The following is an 18,965-nucleotide window of genomic DNA, read 5'->3' as shown; positions in this document are numbered from 1 at the left end:
GCCTTTCGCCGACGCGACCACGGCGGTCGGCTGTCTCCCGGATACCCTGCACCAATGACCGAGCCCGAACCGACGACGGCCGCCACCAACACGGCGCCACCCACCGAGAACGGCTGGCTGACCCGCAACGTCAAGGTGCTCTGCGGTGTCTCCTTCCTCCAGGACTCCGCCAGCGAACTGCTCTACCCGGTTCTGCCGATCTTCCTCACCACCGTGCTCGGCGCTCCGCCTGCTGCCGTCGGCGCGATCGAGGGTCTCGCCGAAGGGGCCGCCTCTCTCACCAAGGTCGCCGCCGGGCGGCTCGCCGACCGCTTCGCGCGCCGACCGCTCATCGCCTACGGCTACGGGCTGGCCGCGCTCGGCAAGTTCCTCATCGCCGTCGCGACCGTCTGGCCGCTCGTGCTGGTAGCCCGCGTCACCGACCGGCTCGGCAAGGGACTCCGGAGTGCGCCTCGCGATGCCCTCCTGGTCGACGGCATCCCCGCCGGTCGGCGTGGCCGGGTCTTCGGCCTGCACCGTGCCGCCGACACCGCCGGCGCGGTCGTCGGACCGCTGGTGGGGCTAGGCCTGTACGAGGCGCTCGACCACCGCCTGCGCCCGCTGTTCTGGGTGGCTCTTGTCCCGGCCGCGGCCTCGGTCGCCCTGACCGCCGCCGTCCACGACCGGCGCGGCACCCCGTCCGAGCGGGCCGCCGACTCCCGAACGCCCCGTACGGCTTGGCGTGAGCTGCCGCGCGCGTACTGGCGGGTCCTCGCCGCACTGACCGTCTTCGGCCTGGTCAACTTCCCCGACGCGCTCCTGCTGCTACGCGCCCACCAACTGGGGCTGTCCACGGCCGGGGTGGTGCTCGCCTACGCCGTCTACAACCTCGCCTATGCCGCTCTGTCCTACCCGGCGGGTGCGCTCTCGGACCGCTGTCCCCGTCCACTGGTGTTTGCGGCCGGACTTGCTTTCTTCGCCGTTGGCTACCTCGGTCTCGGCCTCATCCACGTCCCGTGGCTGGTCTTCCTCGTCCTGCCGCTGTACGGCGGTTTCAACGCCTGCACCGACGGCGTCGGCAAAGCCTGGATCTCCAGTCTCGTCCCCGATCGGCAACAGGGCACCGCGCAGGGCCTGTACCAGGGCGCCGCCTCGGCCGCCGTTCTCATCGCGGGTCTGTGGGCCGGTCTCGCCTGGAACGGCGACGGCCGCATCCCACTGCTCGTCTCCGGCACGGTGGCGGTGCTGCTCGCCGCGGCTCTTCCGGCGCTCACCTGGAGCCGCCTCTAGAGATGATTGATTCCAAGGGGTCCTGGGCTGCGCGTTGAGGCGCTGAACAGCAAGAACGCGGACTCCTGTTGCGGTTGTCGGCAGCAGGGGGGATGGGCATCGGCAGCAGACTGTGTATGGCCGCTTCCGGAGCTGGGAGTTGGACGGGACCGGAGCGGCTGTCCACCGCGATCTTGGCCGAGGCCGAGGCGGCCGGAGCGATCGGGGGGCGTGGTTCTGTCGCCCGGAACGCGGGGCTCGGCCATGGCATAGCGAAAGCCCGAGCGTGGGCTCGCCTGGGCCGGAGTTCCGGCTGGGAAAACCGCTGTCGGGCGAATGGATCAGGGTGGTAGAACTACCGCCGTGCACAAGACTCTGGAGTTTCCCGATCTGCTGCGGCTGATCGACGAACGTGCAACCGCCTTCCGCGCCGCGATCGCCGTCGCGCCCAGCCTCGACCTGCCCGTGCCGACCTGCCCCGAGTGGACGCTGTTCGACCTGGTGCAGCACATCGGCGAGGGCCGCCGTCGCTGGGCCGCCACCGTCGCGGCCGGGCCGGACGCCACGTCCAGGACCCCGGCCCAGGGTGACGCGGTCGCGCCGCAGGAGCGCGAGGGCGTGCTGGCCTGGCTGGCCGCCTCGACCGAGCTGTTGCTGGCGGCCCTGCGGGAGGCCGGTCCGGACCAGGGCTGCTTCACCGGCTGGGGTGTCACGCAGACGCCGCACACTGCCGGTGGCGTCGCCCGGCACCAAGTCCAGGAGATCGCGGTGCACACCTACGATGCCCAGCTCACCGTGGGCGACTCGGCCTCACTGCCTGTCGAGGTGGCGCTCGACGGTGTCGAGGAGAGCCTGTTCATCGCCAGCTTCACGAGGAGTGCCTGGCCGCACAAGCCCACCGCCTTCGACTTTCACGCCACCGAGGACCGCTCCTGGCGCCTCACGGTCGACGGCGACGGTGCACGGACCACCCGGCTGCCCGCCATCGGCGAGGCCCCGGAAGCGGCAGGCCTCTCCATTCGCGGCACGGCCAGTGACCTGGTCCTCTGGCGGTACGACCGCATTTCGGCGGACTCCCTGCAACTCGACGGGGACCGGGAGCTGCTCGACCTGCTCTTCGCCTGGGAACCGGAGGACTGGGCGTGACGACAGGCCACCGCGTACAAACCTGTCGCTGAATCGCGAACGGACTCGCGCCGAACATATGATCGATTCCGAGGGTTGGCTGCGCGCTTGAGACGAGGGAGTCCACAGGCAGGTTGTTAGTGACTGTTGCTCTATCGATCTTGGTGGGCATTGGTTCGAGCGGTGGTCCCCGGTCGGGTGGTGTCGGGCTGGAACGCGCATGAAGACAGGGCCTCTGGTGCAGCTCGTGGTTGTCGAAGACCGTTGAGCGCGCCGGGAGGCCCTGTTGCCGCAGTTCTATGCCCTTGCCCTGGTGGGGTCCAACTCGGCTGCGCGTGGGTGTGATTGTCTCGCGCACCGGTTCGGGAACGCCGGGGACCGCCCGTACAGGCGGTCGGGTGTCCCTCGGACATGACCGACGCGGAGTGTGACCAGGTCCGTGTCCTGCTGCCGGTGCCGGGCTGGTGGAGGGCCGTGGCGGGCGGCCGGAGGGGTACTGCCATCGGCACATGCTGGACGCGGTGCGGTACCTGGTCGCGGGCGGGATCACCTGGCGGGCGACGCCCGCGGACTTCCCGGCCTGGGACCGGGTCTACCGCAGCCCGGCCGCCTACGAGGCCATGCTCGCCGCCTGACCAACACACCAAAGGTGTCCGTTAAAGCGGAGCAGGCTCAGTTCTGCGTGACCGCAGGTCCCGGCGTCCTGCGCAGGGCAGTGATCGCTAGATGATCAATTCCAAGGGATGCCTGCGGAGGGTGTGGGGTGAGCGGCCGAAGCCACCGCGAGACGGTCAGGCGGCGGGCTGCCGGCCCTGGTTGTCGAGGTGGCAGCGGGCGGTCAGGCGTCAGGGTCGACTTCGGGGTGCGTGAACCGCACGGGCTTGCCCAGCGACCGGGCGTAGGCGATTTCGGCTCGGGTGCTGTCTCCGATGTAGTCGCCGACCACGAGCACCTCATCAGCGAGCCGGATCTTCGCCCGGTGCAGATCGTCGAGTCGAACCTTCAACGCCTCGGCCTCGACAGGATCAGACCGAAGTTCGCGCGGCGACTTCATGTCACAGCCAGGCTTGACGACGATCTTTCCGGCTTTGGTCTCCCGCAGATCAGCCTCGGCCATCTCGGTCATGAAGCGGGTGGAGCCGCAGATCACGACGATACGCGGGAGGCTCAACAGCTTCTTCGCGTCGGCGAGCTTCTCCTCGGGGGTGAGCAGTTGCGGGTACGACACCGGTTCCTCCAGGTGGTGTGGCCCACGGGGTGCCTGCGGAGACGAGAACGAGGGCGTCCAAGATCGTTTTGTGACGAACGACGTGGACACCCTCGCGACAGCACTCTACGCGACGACCGACGACATGCTGAAGGAGCATCCCGACCTGGCGCCGTGGCGCCCGCCGGTCGGCATCACGCCCCGCTTGAGCGATGCCGAACTGGTCACCCTCGCCACGATGCAGGCCATACTCGGCTACACCTCCGAGGCCAAATGGCTCCGCCATGCCCGTGCCCACCTGCGCCACCTCTTCCCCTACCTGCCCCAGCAGCCCGGCTACAACAAGCGGCTTCGCAAGGCCGCCGCTCTGATGCGAAGCGTCAACCGGATCCTGGCCGCCACCACCTCGGTGTGGAGCGACGACGTATGGGTCGTGGACTCCACCCCGATGGAATGCGGCCGCTCCCGCGAGACCGTCAAACGCTGCTCCGACCTGGCAGGTTGGGCCGAATACGGCTACTGCGCCAGCCACAGCCGCTTCTTCTGGGGCCTGCGCCTGCACCTGGTCTGCACCCTTCAGGGCCTGCCCATCGCCTTCGCCCTGACCGGGGCCAAGGCCGACGAACGCGAGACCCTCCTTGGCCTCCTGGCAGCCGAATGCGAGCTTCTGCGAGAACGCCCCCGACAGACTCTCATCGGCGACAAGAACTACTTCGGCCGTAGTTTCGAACGCCAACTGTCCGAGCATGGAGTCCAGTTGCTGCGGCCTGCCCGTAGCGGCTGGCCTCGGAGCGGGAGACGCCCACGGGGCGGCGGCTTCCGGTGCCGGTCGGGGCTGTGGAGCCGTTCATCGGGAGCTCCCTTCGGTTCGGAGCCGGCACTTCACCGGTCTGCTTCCAGCCTCGGTGGCCCGGGCCACTGCCGGGGAAGGCCGTTCGGACCGCTGGGCGGGACCGCGCGGCCCCGCCGCGCAGAGCGGCCGGGGAAGGGGCCGGTCGGCCCTGCCAGGACCTCACGCGACCTCGACAACCCCCGACCGGGCCTCGGCCTGTGTCGTCAATGGCCTGGGTACGGCCCCCGCAGTTGAGACTGCAGGGCTACCAGGCCTTGTTCCCTACGCGCGCTCACGCCGGCCAGTTCTTGTCGAGGGCCACCCTCCCGGACTGCGGTTCTCGGCTTCCAGCACAGCGCCGCCCTGGGGGAATGGACCGGCCGAGCCCGGGGATGGGGCCGACCGGCCCTTCCGGGTGCAGGTGGCCAGGGTTCTCCTGGAAGCGACGGGGAGGCCTCGAAGGGTAAGGACGCGAGAAGCGGGTGTCCCCTCACCACCCCACCGTCTCGTGAGCCGCCTGGCCAGTCGATGCGGGCCTTGACCGGGTTTGAGAGTGAGGGCCGCCAAGCCCCCTCCAAGTCTGCAGCTGCGGTCGCCGCTCTGTGGATGTCTCCGGCTGCCTACCGCCGTACTGACTGCTTGGGAGTAGCAATGCGCCGTGTGATCTGGTTCACCGACCTGGGCCGCGATGACGTCAGCCTGGTCGGAGGCAAAAACGCCTCGCTCGGCGAGCTGATCACTCGCCTCGGCCCGGCAGGCGTGCGGGTACCCGACGGCTTCGCCACCACCGCCGAGGCCTATCGCGAGTTCCTCGACACCCCGGGTCTGCGTAAGCGGATCGCCGCGCAACTCGACCGGCTGCGCGAGGGCGAGCCGCTTGCCGAGGTCGGCTCCGCGATCCGCGCCGCCGTCCTGTCCACTCCCCTGCCGTCCGCGCTGGAGCGCGACCTGGGCGAGGCGTACGAGCGGCTCGGCGGGAACGTCTGGCGGACCGACCCCGATGTCGCCGTGCGTTCCAGCGCCACGGCCGAGGACCTGCCGCAGGCGAGCTTCGCCGGACAGCAGGAGACCTTCCTCAACGTCCGGGGCCGCGAGGCGCTGTTGGATGCCTGTCGGCGCTGTTACGCCTCGTTGTTCACCGACCGGGCGATCGACTACCGAGAGCGGATGGGTTTCGGCCAGCTCTCGGTCGCGTTGTCGGTCGGGGTGCAGCTGATGGTCCGTTCGGATCTCGGAGGGGCCGGGGTGGTGTTCACCCTGGACACCGAGACCGGCTTCCCCGAGGTGGTGCTGATCAGCGCGGCCTGGGGGCTGGGCGAAACGGTGGTCAGCGGACAGGTCGATCCCGACGAGTACGTGGTCTTCAAGCCGCTGCTCAAGGACCCGGCGCTGAACCCGGTGCTGCAGGCCTCGGTCGGCCCCAAGCGCCGCAAGGCGGTGTACGCCGAGCAGGGCCTCACCCGCACGGTGGACACCACGCCCGAGGAGCGGTCGCGCCTGGTGCTGAACGGCACGGAGGTCCGGACGCTCGCGCAGTGGGCCGTGGCCGTCGAGGAGCACTACGGGTGCCCGATGGACCTCGAGTGGGCCAAGGACGGCCCGCGCGGTGAGCTGTTCGTCGTCCAGGCCCGCCCCGAGACGGTGCAGTCCCGGCGGCGCGGCGCGGTGCTGCGACGCTACCGGCTGACCGGCACCGGTGAGCGGCTGGTCGACGGGATCGCGGTGGGCGAGGCGGTGGGAGTGGGCCCGGTGTGCGCGCTAGCCGACCCGGTCGACCTGGAGCGCTTCCCGGCCGGAGCAGTGCTGGTCACGGCGATCACCGACCCGGACTGGGAGCCACTGATGAAGCGTGCCGCGGCGATCGTCACCGACCACGGGGGCCGTACCTCGCACGCGGCGATCGTCAGTCGCGAACTCGGCGTACCCGCCGTGGTGGGCACCGGCCGCGCCACCACCGTGCTCGCCGACTGGCAACAGGTGACGGTCTCCTGCGCGGAGGGCGCCGAGGGCCATGTATACGCCGGCCAGGTCGACTTCGAGGAGTCGGAGACCGACCTCGGCCTGCTGCCTCAGACTCGGACCAGGGTGATGCTCAACCTCGCCGACCCGGCCGCCGCCTTCCGCTGGTGGCGGCTCCCGGCAGACGGCGTGGGCCTGGCGCGGATGGAGTTCATCGTGGCCCACCAGGTCCGGGTCCACCCCATGGCACTGGTGCACCCCGAACGGCTCTCCCCCGAGGACCGCCGCCAGGTCGACGCCCTTACCGAGGGCTACTGCGACCGGACCGACTACTTCGTCGACCGCCTCGCCCAGGGAGTCGCCCTGATCGCCGCCTCCCGCTGGCCGGACCCGGTGATCGTCCGGACCAGCGACTTCAAGACCAACGAGTACGCCCGGCTCGTCGGCGGTACACCCTTCGAACCGGTCGAGGCCAATCCGATGATCGGCTGGCGCGGCGCCAGCCGCTACTACGACGATCGCTACCGCGAGGGCTTCGCGCTCGAATGCAGCGCCCTGCGCAAGGTCCGCGACGAACTCGGACTCACCAACGTCGTCGTGATGATCCCCTTCTGCCGCACACCGCAGGAGGGCGACCGTGTGCTCTCCGAGATGGCCGCCAACGAACTGGCGCGCGGCCGGAACGGTCTGCTGGTCTACGTGATGGCCGAAATCCCGTCCAACATCCTGCTCGCCGAGCAGTTCTCGATGCGCTTCGACGGCTTCTCCATCGGAAGCAACGACCTCACCCAGCTCACCCTCGGCGTGGACCGCGACTCCGACCTGCTCGCCCACCTCTTCGACGAGACCGACCACGCCGTCACCCGCTCGGTCGAGAGCCTGATCGCCACCGCCCACGCGGCCGGCCGACCGGTCGGCCTGTGCGGGCAACGCCCCAGCAACGACCCGGAGTTCACCCGCTTCCTGGTCCAGGCCGGCATCGACTCGGTCTCGGTCACCCCGGACAGCTTCGCCACCGTCAAGCAGCACGTCGCCGCCGCCGAGCGGTCCTGACCGACAGAGGAATCCGTGGAGATCATCGCGTACGGCGTCCTGGCCGACGAGCGGCCACTGCTGGAGGCGGCCTTCGACGCGGCGTTCCCCGGCAATCGTCAGCTGCGGTGCCTGGACCTGGACCTCGATCGCGACACCGCGCCCACCGCGGCCGGCTCCGAGATCATCCTCAGCAGTGTGAACGACACGCTCGACGCCGAGGTCCTGCGACAACTCGCCGACAACGGAACCCGGATGATCGCCCAGCGTTCGACCGGTTACAACAACGTCGACCTGCGCGCGGCCGGCCGGTTGGGCCTGACGGTGACCCGGGTGTCGTACTACTCGCCGTACGCCGTCGCCGAGTTCGCGTGGGCGCTCGCGCTCGCCGTGAACCGCCGGATCGTCCGCGCCAGCGTCCGGGCCCGCGAATTCGACTTCCGCCTCGACGGACTACTGGGTCGCGACTTCCACGGCCGCACGGTCGGCGTGCTGGGCACCGGCAAGATCGGTACCGCCTTCACGCGGATCGCCCACGGTTTCGGGATGCGGCTGCTGGGCTGCGACGTGACCGAGAACCCCGAGTGCCTGGCACTCGGGATGACCTACGCCGACCGGTACAGGATCTTCGCCGAAGCCGATCTGATCAGTCTGCACCTGCCGCTCCTGCCGGAAACCCGTCACATCGTGGACGCGGCCGCACTCGACCTCATGAAGGACGACGCCGTCCTCATCAACTCCAGCCGCGGCGGCCTGATCGACACCGACGCACTGGTGGCGGCCCTGCGTGCGGGCAGGCTCGACGGTGTCGGCCTCGATGTTTACGAGGAGGAGGCCGGGCTCTTCCATCTCGACAAGTCGCTGGAGGTGATGACCGATGACACGCTCGCCCGCCTGATGACCTTCCGCAACGTCGTGGTCACCTCGCACCAGGCGTACTTCACCCGGGACGCACTGGACCAGATCATCTCCGTGACCGTCACGAACGTGCGGGACTACCTGGCGGGCCGCACCGGCGACAACACCCTTGTCGCGCCTGAGGTGAGCAGCCCGGCGACAACTCGACCGACGCCATCGATCACCTCACCGCGGCGTAAGCGGTGAGGGCACAGGACCAGAGCACGGATCGCCCGAGAACGTGGCCACTGCCGATCGGGCGGCGCGGGAGGCGGCTCGGCTCGTCAGCCTCGCAGAGCCGGAGGCCGAGCCTGTTCAGGTCCGCGACGCTGGACGACCCGAGCAGGCCACCGTGCGAAGCGGATCGGGATCGCTCGGCTCTGCCGGTGGAGGTGTTGAACGCCCTGGGGCGTGCGTACGTGTCACGCTTGCCTCATCGACCACGGTGAACAGATTGATGAAGGTGTCATCATCGGCTTCGACGACCGTGATCTTGCAGTCCGGGCAGGCCACACTGACCGCATCGACGTCCAACGATGCCTCAAAGGCTATTCACCGTTGACCAGTGGGCGTACGCCGCTCGCAGAACTGGGTGAGGCGTCCAATGGCCTTGGTGCGCAGCGGCGGGTGGAACTGGCTGTGACTGCCGAACAGGTCGTAGGCGCTGCGAATGTCATGTTGACTCTGTCCAGGCAGGGCCGAGTGCTCGGGGACACCGTGCGCCGTCACGGCATCGACCGCCACAGCCTTCGGAACCTCCTACCGACTGCCCAAGGCATTCACCCGAGGTCGGAGGCGAGAGCATTGACAGCTCATATGGTGCCGATGCGTCGGCCGGTGATCCGCTCCGGCCGGATGCGAATCCACAGCGGACGGTGTCCGCCGGCCCACGGCTGGGTACCGGGTCGCCGGGCAAGGCTCTCGATGGTGCCGGGGTCGTCGACGTGCTGCGCCGTACCGGCGATGAGCACGCTCCAGCCCTGGCTCAGGCGGTCGTCGATGTGGTCCACCTGGAAGGACACCGAGGCGTCGGCCTCTACCGCGGCTGCACCCTGGGGATCCGTACGGTAGACGACCGTTCGGGCGTCGATCACGTAGTTGACGGGGAAGACCGCCGGGCCGGGTTCGCCGGGCATGGCGATCCGGCCGATGCCATGGGCGCCGAGCTTCTCCCAGCACTCGGGTTCGGTGAGGCGGAACAGGGCAGGTCGCGGAGCTGCCTCAGGCTGCCCGGGCGGGGCGTCGCTCCGCCCTTCGAGCAACTCCTGGTACGTCAGGTGCAGGGCCGCGGCAACGCGAAGGAAGCCGCCGGGGTCGAACTCGGGCCCCGCGTCGGCCAGATGCCAGAGGTAGCGGGTGGACATGGCGGCCTGCTTCGCCAACTCCTGCTCGGTCATACCGAGTTGTGCACGCCGCTCGGCAATGCGCTGAGCGATGTGGTCAACATCGATCGGCTGTGCGGCCACGTCGGCGGACTCAGCGTTCTCGTTCACGGTGGCCTCTCCTCTCTCGGTGGGGCTCGATCAGGGGGCGGAGGCTGGATGCTCAGCCGCCTCGTCGACGGTGCCCAGGCCGTCCGGTCGCGCCCACAGCTGCTCTCCTGACCGAGCTGCGCTGCGACTCTCCTTCGAGTCTGCACGCCCGCCGGGTGGGCCGCACCGGCGGTAGTCGGGGTTTCCCACCGCCTCGCCGCGCGGTGGGATGGTCTGGACGACCCTGGTTGACGGCCGCGCTCGCCGTCGGGAGTGGACACAGCGACCCGGGAGGTGAGCGAGATGACCACAGTCCGGCGATTCGGGCGGCGGCGGCTGGCCGCCGAGTGGGTGGGCACGTTCTTCCTGGTCCTGGTAGCGGCCGGGGCACAGGTCGTCAGCGCCGTCACCGGCGGCGAGATCGGGCGGGCGGCAGCCGCGATCGCGCCGGGCGTGATGGTGCCGGCACTCATCTACGCCTTGGGCGAAACCTCCAGTGCCCATCTCAATTCGGCGGTGACCCAGGCGTCCGCGGCCCGCGGTCACTTCCCCGAGTGCCGCGTGCCGGCATAGGTGACTACGCAGTCGACCGGAGCTCTGGCGGCGGCGGGCGTACTACGCGGGTTCTTCGGGACGGTGGGCCGCATCGGATGACGGTCATCCTCTCCGCCTCCTCCGGTGCACGGAACACCGGCCATAATGCGGCCATCGCGATCGGCGGCTGCATCTCCCTCGCGGGCTTGTGGGCCGGACCGGCGAGCGGTGCGTCCATGAATCTCCCGCCCGGAGCCTGGCGTAGTGCGCCACACACCCGGTCAGGGCGGAGACGAAGAGCTTCACCGGTGCGGAAGCGGTGTCACCCTGGGTGAGCATGATCGCACTCCGTGATGCGTGGATGCCCACAGCTACGGGCCTCCGGCTTTGAACAAGCCCGCCGAACCGGATCGCGATAGGACCGGCCGGCACTGGCTGCCCGACCGCTACTCCCTCGTCATGGCGGTACTCGTCACCGACGCCGATCAGCACGATCCGGTCGTGGGACCACCCGGTGGGCCGCTCGGGCATGAGGCTCATCCTCACTCCGCAGTGAGGTCAGAAAGTGCGCGATGCGGCACCGGCAAGAGAATCCGGCGACAACTGGCGGTCGGAACCCCAGCGGTACCCCCCTGGACTCCGTCCGGACGGTACCTGGCCGTCACTGGCGCCGGCCGGCCTGGTAGGCATGGGGGTGTTCGAGCTGGACCTCGGTGTCGTCCTCGGTCCAGTCGAGACCCTGGTGGACCGCCACCACGCCGTCCACGGCCCGGCGCAGCTGCTCGGCGATCGGTACCAGGCTCTTGCACGGGAGCCGTCCCCTGAGAGTGACCACGCCCTCGCGTACGGCGACCTGGACGGAGCCGGGCGCGACCCACAGGGTCTGGCCGAACACGTCGTGGGCGATCTCCTCGCGGATCGCCGCGTCGTGCCGCAGGAAGACCTGGAGCAGATCGCGGCGGCTGACGATGCCCACCAGGCGGCCGACCTCGTCCACCACCGGGAGCCGCTTGACCTTGTGCTTGTCCATGGCCCGGGCGGCCTCGGGTACGGACCAGGTCGCGCGGGCTGTGACGGCGGGGCTGGTCATCAGGCCACCGGCGGTCTCGGCCTCCGCGCGGGCCCGCTCCAGCCGGCCGAACCAGCGGCCGGGCGTACAGCCCTCGGGATCGGGGAGGACGGCTTCCTTACGGATCAGGTCGGCTTCGGAGACCATGCCGAGTGGCCGTTCCTGGTCGTCGATGACCGGGATCGCGGTGATGTCGTTCCGATGGAACAACGCCACGATCTCCTTGAACGGCGTGTCCGCCCGAGCGGTGACGACCTCCTGGGTCATCACGTCGTGAACAGTGCGGTGCCGCATGGCCCTCACTCCTCCACGCATGTCCTCTACCTCACACTCTCCGCCCGGGCCGAGAGTCAGCACAGGGCCGTTCGGTCCCACTGCCAGGGCCGGTCCGGTCCGGTCCAGGAGACAGCGACCGCTCCGGGCGCGACGATTGGTGGATCTCAGGGCTTTCCTCCGGAGGTCGCCATGAACGGACCCATCGTCGTTGGCTTCGACGGCTCGCCGGAGAGTGAGGCCGCCGCCGAGTGGGCGGCCCGGGAGGCACTGCGGCGCAGGTTGCCGCTGGAGCTGCTGCAGGCCTGGCCCTGGCAGCACGGCCAGCCGCTGGGCAGCGACGAGGCGAACCAATGGAGCAAGCAGCAGCTGACCCGGAAGGAAGTGGAACTCCAGGCACTGCACTCCGGCCTGGAGGTGACCGCTGCTCATATCCCCAGTGGAGTGCCAGCCGATGTCTTGGAGGCGGCTGGGACGAACGCCACGATGCTCGTACTCGGCTCGCGCGGCCTCGGCGCGATCCGGGGGTTCCTGGTCGGTTCGGTGAGTCAGGAGGTCCTGGCCCAGGCCGCCTGCCCGGTGGTGCTCGTCCGGGCTGGCACCACCGCGGCCGACGAGCACCTGGCGTCACCGGACGCGGGACCTCCAGCCGACACCCCTTACCGCGAGATCGCGCTCGGTCTCGACACCAGGCACCCGTGCGACGAGGTACTGGCCTTCGTCTTTGAGACCGCCTCGGCTCGCTCGGCGCCGCTGCGGGTGGTCCGCGCCTGGGGCCCGCCGAGTGGCACCGAATACCTGGCGTTCGGCTCCATCGGCGGCCTGGAGAAGGACATGGCGAGGGTCGAACGGGATACGGTCGAGCGGCAGCTGTCGCCCTGGCGCAAGCGGTATCCGAAGGTGGAGGTCGTGACGACCGTGGCGCTCGGCAGCGCCGCGATCACGCTGCTGGAGGAGACACCAGAGGCCGGGCTTCTGGTGATCGGCCGTCGCACCCGCCGGGCACCCATCGGACCGCATCTCGGCCCGGTCGCGCACGCTGCGATCCATCACGCGCGCTGTCCAGTCGCGGTCGTTCCTTGCAGCTGACATGACGCGGAGCCACCGGTCCGCCACGGCCTGCACGGCTTCGACGGCGTCGCGTGTCGGAGGGCCGGGCGGGGGCTCGGTGACGAGGCCTCCGGCTTCGCTGCTCGGCGGCATCCCGGTCTGGAGGTCTCGACGTTCCTGGTGGAGGGTGTCCCCTCCGAGGTGTCAGTGTCGGCAGTCCGAGGATGCCCAGATGGTCGTACTCGGCTCCCGGCGGCTGAACCGGCTGGAGGAGATCCTCAGCGCGAACTTGGTGGCCGTGCCGGTCAGCGCCCAGGCTGCCTGACCGATGGTGGTACTGGATCCCGAGCATGCCATCGGCCAGCCGCCGTACCTCGTGGGTCAGGGTGGACGGCAGCCCTCAGCCGATCCACGCCCAAGGCGGAGAAGAAGCAGCCACGGCGGGTCGAGATCACCATCGGTACCTGAGGCCGCACGCGCCTCCCCCCGGGACGGGCGCCGGCGGACGCGGCGCGTCCGCCGGCGTCAAGCCGCCTGTCGACAGGTCTACCTCCGCAGCCCGGTGACGCGTGATCAGAGCCCAGCCTCGGACGCCCGTACGCACCTCCGGCCTCGGATCCTGAGCGGACCATCCCAGAGCGGGCAGAAGCAGCCCGGTCCGAAACGGCCGAGCGGATGCCCCGGGCGATGTCGCCGAAGTCGTCGACGCCCTGCCGGACCCGGCCGGTGACCGCTTCACGGATTCCCACTCGAGGAGCCGACGTGAGCGACGAATCCAGCACTTCGCCATGCCCACCGTTCCGCCTCACGGCACTCCGGTCCGATGGTCCTGGGGGCGCGGCGGCAGTCCTGGCAGTAGGCCCCGGGGCTTGCGCGGCACGCCTTCGGCCTGTGCCTTCCTCCAAGCTCGCGGCCGGCCGGCGAGTGCGGCGGCGAGATCCCCGGCCGTCACCAGACCCACGAGTTGCCCGTACTCGTCGGCCACGACGAGCGCATCGACGCCGGCGAGGCTCAGCACGAGGACGGACGAGTCGAAGGCCGGGCGGACCGATCGCCACACCGCCGCGGCCTCCTGCCGCTCGAGAGCGCTCCGGTGGGGCCGGATGACGGCGTGGTCGAAGGCGAGCAGCGGCTCGGCGATGCGGTAGTGCGCCACACCGGGGCGGAAGGCGTCATGCATGCCGTCCACGAAGCCGCAGTCGCTCAGTCGTGCCAGGACGTGTGGCACGTCGGTTTCGGGGCGCGCCAGCCAGTCGGCGATGGTGCCCGGTGTCGAGCAGCCGTCGGCGAGGGCGGCCAGGGTGGAGTGGCACAGGGCTCAGTCCCAGCCGTCCGGCTCTCGTTCGATCAGGTGGCCCGCCCTCCAGAACAGCGGCAGACGGGGGTTGAGGACGGTCCGGCACACCCAGGCGTCGAAGTCGTCCCGGTGCGCGGGCGCGTCCTCGCCCGCCGCGTCGTGGCGGAAGGCCGGGCTCGCACCGACGACGGCACTCACCTGGAGGGCGAGGACGGGATCCTCGATCTCCCACAGCCGGGCGCCCTGCCGGTAGTCGAGCCGTCCGATCTCGATCTGGAGGTCGGCCGTCATCGGGGCACTGCCGAGCAGCCGCTGCATCACCGGCATGGCGCTGCCGCACAACAGCATCCTCGCCCGGTTCCGCCCGTCCCCGTCGTGCAGCCGGCGGCAGACGCTCGTGACGGCGGACGGCAGCACGGGACTCTGTCGTACGAGCTCCGGGAAGCCGTCGAGGATGACCGGAAGGGGCCGGTCGGCCGCAAGGGCCACCAGGGCGTCCAGGGCGTCCTCCCAGCCGCGCCAGCGGGCCGGGGAGCCTTCACCGGTGCGGCGAACGAGCTGGTCGGCCAGTCGGCGCAGCGACTCCGCCTCGGTCGCCTGGGCTCCGAAGTAGAAGCCGCCAGTGGCCCGGGCCAGCTCCTGGAGAAGGTAGGTCTTGCCCTGCCCACGGGGTCCGGTCACCATGCCCACGGCCGGCCCCGGACGCGGATCGCTCGCGAAGGCGGCGAGTGCGCCCCATTCGGCCGAGCGGTCGAACAGTCCCTTCGGCCGCTCGACGGTAGCGGCGGCAGATCGCACGGCGGATCGTCCCATCGTTCGGCGGCGGCCTCCAACACCAGTAGACGCTCAAGCGTGCTGCCCCGCCTCCCCACCGGCGGTCCGGTCCCTGAGACCGGCGGCGACGGCCGGTGGTCGGGCGATGATGCCCGGACTCGTGCACGGCGACCGCACGACGCCCCTCCGGGAGCAGGGCGTTGGAAGACTCCCTACGTCCGAGCAGTACCCGGTCGCGGGCGGTGTCGAGGCCGTGCGCGGTGATGACGGTACGCCCGGCCTGTTGACGCCGCCGAGCCCGCGAAGTCGCACGTAACGCCCACCCCCGGCCAGTACATGCATGCTCGGCGGCGTACTCAGTGACACACGGACCTACTCGGCTCGGGAATAGAGCCGCAAAGGCGGGCAATCTACGACGGATCATTTCCTCGGGGTCGAACGGCTCGTCCGTCCGGCGCTACCTCACTTCTCCTCCTGGTCGCCGCCCCCGGTCAGCTCGTCGTAGTCCTCATCGCTGCGGCGCGCGGAATGGCGTCGTGCCGTTGGTATGCGCTCATGATGGCTGACCAGAACATTCGGTCAGGAGGAGGGTCATGGAAGCCATCCGTCCCCATGCTTCATCGTCGGCAGGGCCGCACGCTCTGGGAGGTCGGCCTGGCACGAGCGGCGGGTCGGCCACCAGCGTCCGGCCCGTGCGCCACATCACCTACCAGTGGTGACGGCCGGTGTCCGAGCGGTCGGAACCCGCAGCCGCCTCCCGCGCGGATAGGCGGGCCGGTCATCCCCGTTGGCTGGGTTGGGTGCGGTGGGTGGGCGCGGGCCTGCTGGTGACAGCCGCGGTGCTGGCGGCCATCTGGCAGCGGCATCAGCTGGCGCAGGCGTTCGCCCTGATCGCCCGGGTACGACTGCCCCAACTGGGGGTGGGCGTGGTGTGCGAGGCGCTGTCGGTCCTGTGCTTCGCCGCCGTACCGTGGCGGCTCCTGTGGGCTGGCGGGGTCCGGTGGGGCCTGCGGCGGGTGGCGGCGATCGCGGTGGCTGCCAACGCCGTGGCCGGTGCGCTGCCCGGCGGGGCGGCGTTCGCCAGCGCCTGGGTGTTCCAGCAGCTGAGCCGCCGGGGCGTGGCACCGGCCCTGGCGGCGGCCGTGCTGGTGGTCGGCGGCGCGCTGTCGGCACTCGGCCTGGGCATCCTGATCGTGATCGGCCTGCTCACCGTTGGCGCGGCCGGGGCCGCCGCCGTGCTGCGCCCGGTCACCGGCGTGCTGCTGCTGGCGTCCGCAGTCGGCCTGCTGGCCGTCAGCCTGTCCCGCTTCGCCGGCTTCCGTGATGCGGTGCGGCGGGTCTGGGAGGGCGCAGGCCGGCGATCCGCCCAGGTGCGGCAGGCCCAGCGTGGACTGGCACACGTGATGGAACAGGCCCGGAGCCTGCAGCCCGGCGTCCGGCCGTGGCTGCTCCCGGGCGCGCTCGCGCTGCTGAACTGGGTCTTCGACGCAGCCTGCCTGGCCGCCTGCCTGTGGGCGCTGGGCAGCGGCGTACCGTGGCGCGGCCTGCTGCTCGCCTACGGACTGACGCAGATCCCGGGCTCCCTGCGGCTGACGCCCGGCAGTCTGGGGGTGGCCGAGGCGAGCCTGTCCGCGCTGCTCGTCCTGTACGGACTGCCCCCGGGGCCCGCGATCGCCGGGACTCTGCTGTACCGGGCGATCAGCTACTGGGCTCTCCAGCCGGTCGGCTGGGCGAGCTGGCTCGCCGTCACCTTCCGCCCTGGCCGCCCCGCCCGGCGCCCCGAACGTTGAACCCCGCTACCGCTCACCCGCCGTGTCGCACGGTCCGTGCACTGCCACTGCGGAGCGCGGACGGCAGTATGAGGGGGTGTTCGCTGCTCTGCGGGTGCCGAACTTCCGGCTGTACTTCGCCGGGCAGTCGGTCAGCCTGATCGGCACCTGGATGCAGGCCGTGGCCCAGTCCTGGCTGGTGCTCGAGCTGACCGGGTCGGGCACCGTGCTCGGATTGGTGGTCGCCGCGCAGTTCCTGCCCGTCCTTGTGGGCGGCCCGTACGGCGGGTTGATCGCCGACCGGGCCGACAAGCGTCTCCTGCTGATGGTCACCCAGGCCACGCTCGCGTCGCTCGCCCTGCTACTGGGGCTGCTGACGGTGACGCACACCGTGCGGCTGTGGATGGTCGCGCTCCTCGCCGTCGCGCTCGGCACGGTGAACGCGGTGGACAACCCCACCCGGCAGGCCTTCGTCCCTGAGATCGTCGGACCGCAGCTGCTGCGCAACGCGGTCAGCCTCAACAGTGTCATGACCAACACCGCCCGGGCGATCGGTCCCGCGCTGGCCGGCATCCTGATCGCCACGGTCGGCGTGGGCGTGTGTTTCCTGGCCAACGCCGCCAGCTTCCTCACGGTCCTGCTGGCACTACGTCTGATTCGCATCGAGAAGCTCACTGCGACCCGCCCCGTCGAACGCGGGCCAGGACAGCTCGCCGCCGGGCTGCGTTACGTGCGCGACACCACCGGCCTGTGGGCACCACTGGCGATGATGGCCCTGATCGGCACCCTGGCCTACGAGTTCCAGGTCGTGCTCCCGCTGCTGGCCCGCACCACCCTGCACGGCGGCGCGCGGACCTACGGCTTCCTCACCTCCGCCATGGGCCTGGGATCGGTGGTCGGCGGCCTGGCCGTAGCCGCGGTCGGGGAGGCGGGCGTCGTCCCGCTGATCGGAGCCGCGGCCGGATTCGGTACCGCGCTGACGGCGGCCGCGGCCGTCCCCGGTGTCCCGGCCGAACTCGTCGCCCTGGTCTGTGTCGGGATCGGCAGCACCGTCTTCCTGACGACCGGCAACACCACACTGCAACTGGTCAGCCACCCCCGGTTCCGCGGCCGGGTCATGGCCCTGTGGACGGTCACCTTCCTGGGCAGCACCCCCGTAGGCGGCCCGATCATCGGCGTGGTCTCCGAACGCCTCGGCCCCCGCGCCGGACTCGCGCTCGGCGCTGGCGCCTGCCTGACCGCCGCCGCGCTGGGACTGCTCGCCCTGCCCCGCGTCCCCCCGAAGCACCGCTTCCTCGAACGCCGCGCCGCCCGGAAGCAGCGCCCGCCGACTGTCACCGAGGCCGACCGGGCCTGACCGTACCGCCGCCGCGCACACAGGTACCCCGCACGTTGCGAAGTCCCCTGTTTCCGCCGGGCCACCCGCCCTCCGCTCGTCGCGAGCTGAACCCCCGTCACACGGTAGGGACCAGCTCCGCGACCAACGGCCCCAGACGCGCCGGACCGGCTCCAGCGAGCCCCAGGGAGCGCGCACCAGCACCACGGGATGCCCGGACTGGGCGACTGCCAGCAGGGCGAGCGAGCCGAGCAGATAGCCCGGGCGGCGGGTGTGCGGGTGCCGTCCGGCCGGTCGTACTCCAGGTTGAGCCCGAGCAGGTCGGCCTCTCCCATCGTCTGACGGATCGCCGGGGAGTCTCCTCCGGGGCGGACCATGAGAGCGGGGGAGGCTCAAATGCACGAGATGATCGCACGCAACCAGCAGACCCTCAATCAACTGCTCTCGGAGATGGACGGCTTCGACCAGAGCACGGGCATCGTCGTGCTGGCCGCGACCAACCGCCCCGACGCGCTCGACCCGGCTCTGCTGCGACCGGGTCCGTTCGACCGGCAGGTCACGTACCGCTGCCGAACCAGGGCGAGCGGTCGGCGATCCTCTCCGTCCACGTGCGCGGAAAGGCCCTGGCCCCCGACGTCGACCTGGAGCGCGTCGCCCGTGGCACCCCGGGGTTCTCCGGAGCGGACCTGGCGAACCTCGTGAACGAGGCCGCCATCAACGCGGTGCGAGCCGGACATACCGTCATCACCGCACAGGACGTCGACACCGCCCGCGACCGGGTACTGCTCGGTCGCGGGGAGTCCTCCGACGCCCTTCTCCCGGAGGAACGCCGTGCGGTCGCCGTGCACGAGTCCGGGCACATACCCACTGGAACAACGCCGGTTCCGGAGCGGGACGCGCAGCCACGCCCGCCCACCGTGCCGACAGCCCCACCCGGCAGGCGCTCGGCGGGCCCACCACCAGAGGATGAAGAAGCACCCGGCGACGAACGCCCAGGCCCATCAGCACCAGTCACGCGGCCAGGGCCATCAGCACCGGCGAGGTGTGCGACGTCGACGCAGACCAGCTCCTGCCTGCAGGCCATGGCCCGG

Annotated in this window: 14 protein-coding genes and 3 pseudogenes; 12 read left to right on the top strand and 5 right to left on the bottom strand. The window is 70.6% G+C overall.

What is annotated here, in order from left to right; all coding sequences use genetic code 11:
* Window positions 1-54: 54 nt before the first annotated feature.
* The 3 genes from ABD369_RS13620 to ABD369_RS13610 all read left to right on the top strand — a co-directional run bounded on the left by ABD369_RS13620 (window position 55) and on the right by ABD369_RS13610 (window position 3,008).
* The gene (locus ABD369_RS13620) at window positions 55-1,269 is read left to right on the top strand and encodes an MFS transporter (protein WP_344636616.1); all 1,215 of its coding nucleotides are present in this window, start codon (window positions 55-57) and stop codon (window positions 1,267-1,269) included.
* A 342-nt stretch (window positions 1,270-1,611) separates the two neighbouring features.
* Window positions 1,612-2,394: a maleylpyruvate isomerase family mycothiol-dependent enzyme gene (locus ABD369_RS13615; RefSeq protein WP_344636615.1), complete on the top strand. Its 783-nt coding sequence runs from the start codon at window positions 1,612-1,614 to the stop codon at window positions 2,392-2,394.
* Window positions 2,395-2,882: 488 nt separating this feature from the next.
* Complete coding sequence (locus tag ABD369_RS13610) at window positions 2,883-3,008, top strand: hypothetical protein (RefSeq protein WP_344636614.1); 126 nt, start codon at window positions 2,883-2,885, stop codon at window positions 3,006-3,008.
* A 203-nt stretch (window positions 3,009-3,211) separates the two neighbouring features.
* Here ABD369_RS13610 and ABD369_RS13605 read toward each other — a convergent pair whose 3' ends face one another.
* Complete coding sequence (locus ABD369_RS13605) at window positions 3,212-3,601, bottom strand: hypothetical protein (RefSeq protein WP_344636613.1); 390 nt, start codon at window positions 3,599-3,601, stop codon at window positions 3,212-3,214.
* 70 nt (window positions 3,602-3,671) lie between these two features.
* Between ABD369_RS13605 and ABD369_RS13600 the strand changes: the two are divergent.
* From ABD369_RS13600 to ABD369_RS13590, 3 genes and pseudogenes are all read left to right on the top strand, one after another.
* Window positions 3,672-4,376 (top strand): annotated as a pseudogene (locus ABD369_RS13600) (IS982 family transposase); the annotation flags it as partial.
* A 687-nt stretch (window positions 4,377-5,063) separates the two neighbouring features.
* Window positions 5,064-7,424: a phosphoenolpyruvate synthase gene (gene ppsA / locus ABD369_RS13595; RefSeq protein ID WP_344636611.1), complete on the top strand. Its 2,361-nt coding sequence runs from the start codon at window positions 5,064-5,066 to the stop codon at window positions 7,422-7,424.
* A 15-nt stretch (window positions 7,425-7,439) separates the two neighbouring features.
* Window positions 7,440-8,507 (top strand): 2-hydroxyacid dehydrogenase, encoded by a 1,068-nt coding sequence (locus tag ABD369_RS13590; RefSeq protein ID WP_344636610.1) that lies wholly within the window; start codon window positions 7,440-7,442, stop codon window positions 8,505-8,507.
* A 605-nt stretch (window positions 8,508-9,112) separates the two neighbouring features.
* Here the strand turns inward: ABD369_RS13590 and ABD369_RS13585 are convergent.
* Window positions 9,113-9,793, bottom strand: a complete 681-nt coding sequence (locus ABD369_RS13585) for a helix-turn-helix domain-containing protein (RefSeq protein ID WP_344636609.1) — start codon at window positions 9,791-9,793, stop codon at window positions 9,113-9,115.
* Window positions 9,794-10,075: 282 nt separating this feature from the next.
* Here ABD369_RS13585 and ABD369_RS13580 point away from each other — a divergent pair, with 282 nt between their 5' ends.
* Window positions 10,076-10,345 (top strand): aquaporin, encoded by a 270-nt coding sequence (locus ABD369_RS13580; protein ID WP_344636756.1) that lies wholly within the window; start codon window positions 10,076-10,078, stop codon window positions 10,343-10,345.
* A 622-nt stretch (window positions 10,346-10,967) separates the two neighbouring features.
* Here ABD369_RS13580 and ABD369_RS13575 read toward each other — a convergent pair.
* On the bottom strand, window positions 10,968-11,669 hold the full coding sequence (locus ABD369_RS13575) for a CBS domain-containing protein (protein WP_344636608.1): 702 nt from the start codon (window positions 11,667-11,669) through the stop codon (window positions 10,968-10,970).
* Window positions 11,670-11,840: 171 nt separating this feature from the next.
* Here ABD369_RS13575 and ABD369_RS13570 point away from each other — a divergent pair, with 171 nt between their 5' ends.
* Window positions 11,841-12,737 carry a universal stress protein gene (locus ABD369_RS13570; protein ID WP_344636607.1) on the top strand — a complete coding sequence of 299 codons (897 nt, stop codon included), beginning with the start codon at window positions 11,841-11,843 and terminating at the stop codon, window positions 12,735-12,737.
* A gap of 766 nt (window positions 12,738-13,503) precedes the next feature.
* Here ABD369_RS13570 and ABD369_RS13565 read toward each other — a convergent pair.
* Complete coding sequence (locus ABD369_RS13565; protein WP_344636606.1) at window positions 13,504-13,926, bottom strand: hypothetical protein; 423 nt, start codon at window positions 13,924-13,926, stop codon at window positions 13,504-13,506.
* Window positions 13,927-14,016: 90 nt separating this feature from the next.
* Complete coding sequence (locus ABD369_RS13560) at window positions 14,017-14,793, bottom strand: AAA family ATPase (protein ID WP_344636605.1); 777 nt, start codon at window positions 14,791-14,793, stop codon at window positions 14,017-14,019.
* A gap of 785 nt (window positions 14,794-15,578) precedes the next feature.
* Here ABD369_RS13560 and ABD369_RS13555 point away from each other — a divergent pair.
* The 4 genes and pseudogenes from ABD369_RS13555 to ABD369_RS13540 form a co-directional block, all read left to right on the top strand.
* Entirely contained in the window at window positions 15,579-16,559 is a 981-nt protein-coding gene (locus ABD369_RS13555; protein ID WP_344636604.1) for a lysylphosphatidylglycerol synthase transmembrane domain-containing protein, read from the top strand.
* A gap of 76 nt (window positions 16,560-16,635) precedes the next feature.
* Window positions 16,636-17,895, top strand: a complete 1,260-nt coding sequence (locus ABD369_RS13550) for an MFS transporter (RefSeq protein WP_344636603.1) — start codon at window positions 16,636-16,638, stop codon at window positions 17,893-17,895.
* Window positions 17,896-18,249: 354 nt separating this feature from the next.
* A pseudogene (locus ABD369_RS13545) lies at window positions 18,250-18,375 on the top strand (AAA family ATPase); the annotation flags it as partial.
* Between the two features lie 107 nt (window positions 18,376-18,482).
* Window positions 18,483-18,578, top strand: a pseudogene (locus ABD369_RS13540) (hypothetical protein); the annotation flags it as partial.
* Window positions 18,579-18,965: the final 387 nt, after the last annotated feature.

The organism is Kitasatospora cystarginea, from assembly GCF_039533515.1.
GTDB lineage: Bacteria > Actinomycetota > Actinomycetes > Streptomycetales > Streptomycetaceae > Kitasatospora > Kitasatospora cystarginea.
This window is presented reverse-complemented; position numbering and strand designations above follow the sequence as displayed.

Bases quoted from the DNA above. Each gene is read 5' to 3' on its own strand.
- ABD369_RS13620 (WP_344636616.1), top strand. From the start codon at position 55: ATGACCGAGCCCGAACCGACGACGGCCGCCACCAACACGGCGCCACCC.
- ppsA (WP_344636611.1), top strand. From the start codon at position 5,064: ATGCGCCGTGTGATCTGGTTCACCGACCTGGGCCGCGATGACGTCAGC.
- ABD369_RS13610 (WP_344636614.1), top strand. From the start codon at position 2,883: ATGCTGGACGCGGTGCGGTACCTGGTCGCGGGCGGGATCACCTGGCGG.
- ABD369_RS13575 (WP_344636608.1), bottom strand. From the start codon at position 11,669: ATGCGGCACCGCACTGTTCACGACGTGATGACCCAGGAGGTCGTCACC.
- ABD369_RS13580 (WP_344636756.1), top strand. From the start codon at position 10,076: ATGACCACAGTCCGGCGATTCGGGCGGCGGCGGCTGGCCGCCGAGTGG.
- ABD369_RS13570 (WP_344636607.1), top strand. From the start codon at position 11,841: ATGAACGGACCCATCGTCGTTGGCTTCGACGGCTCGCCGGAGAGTGAG.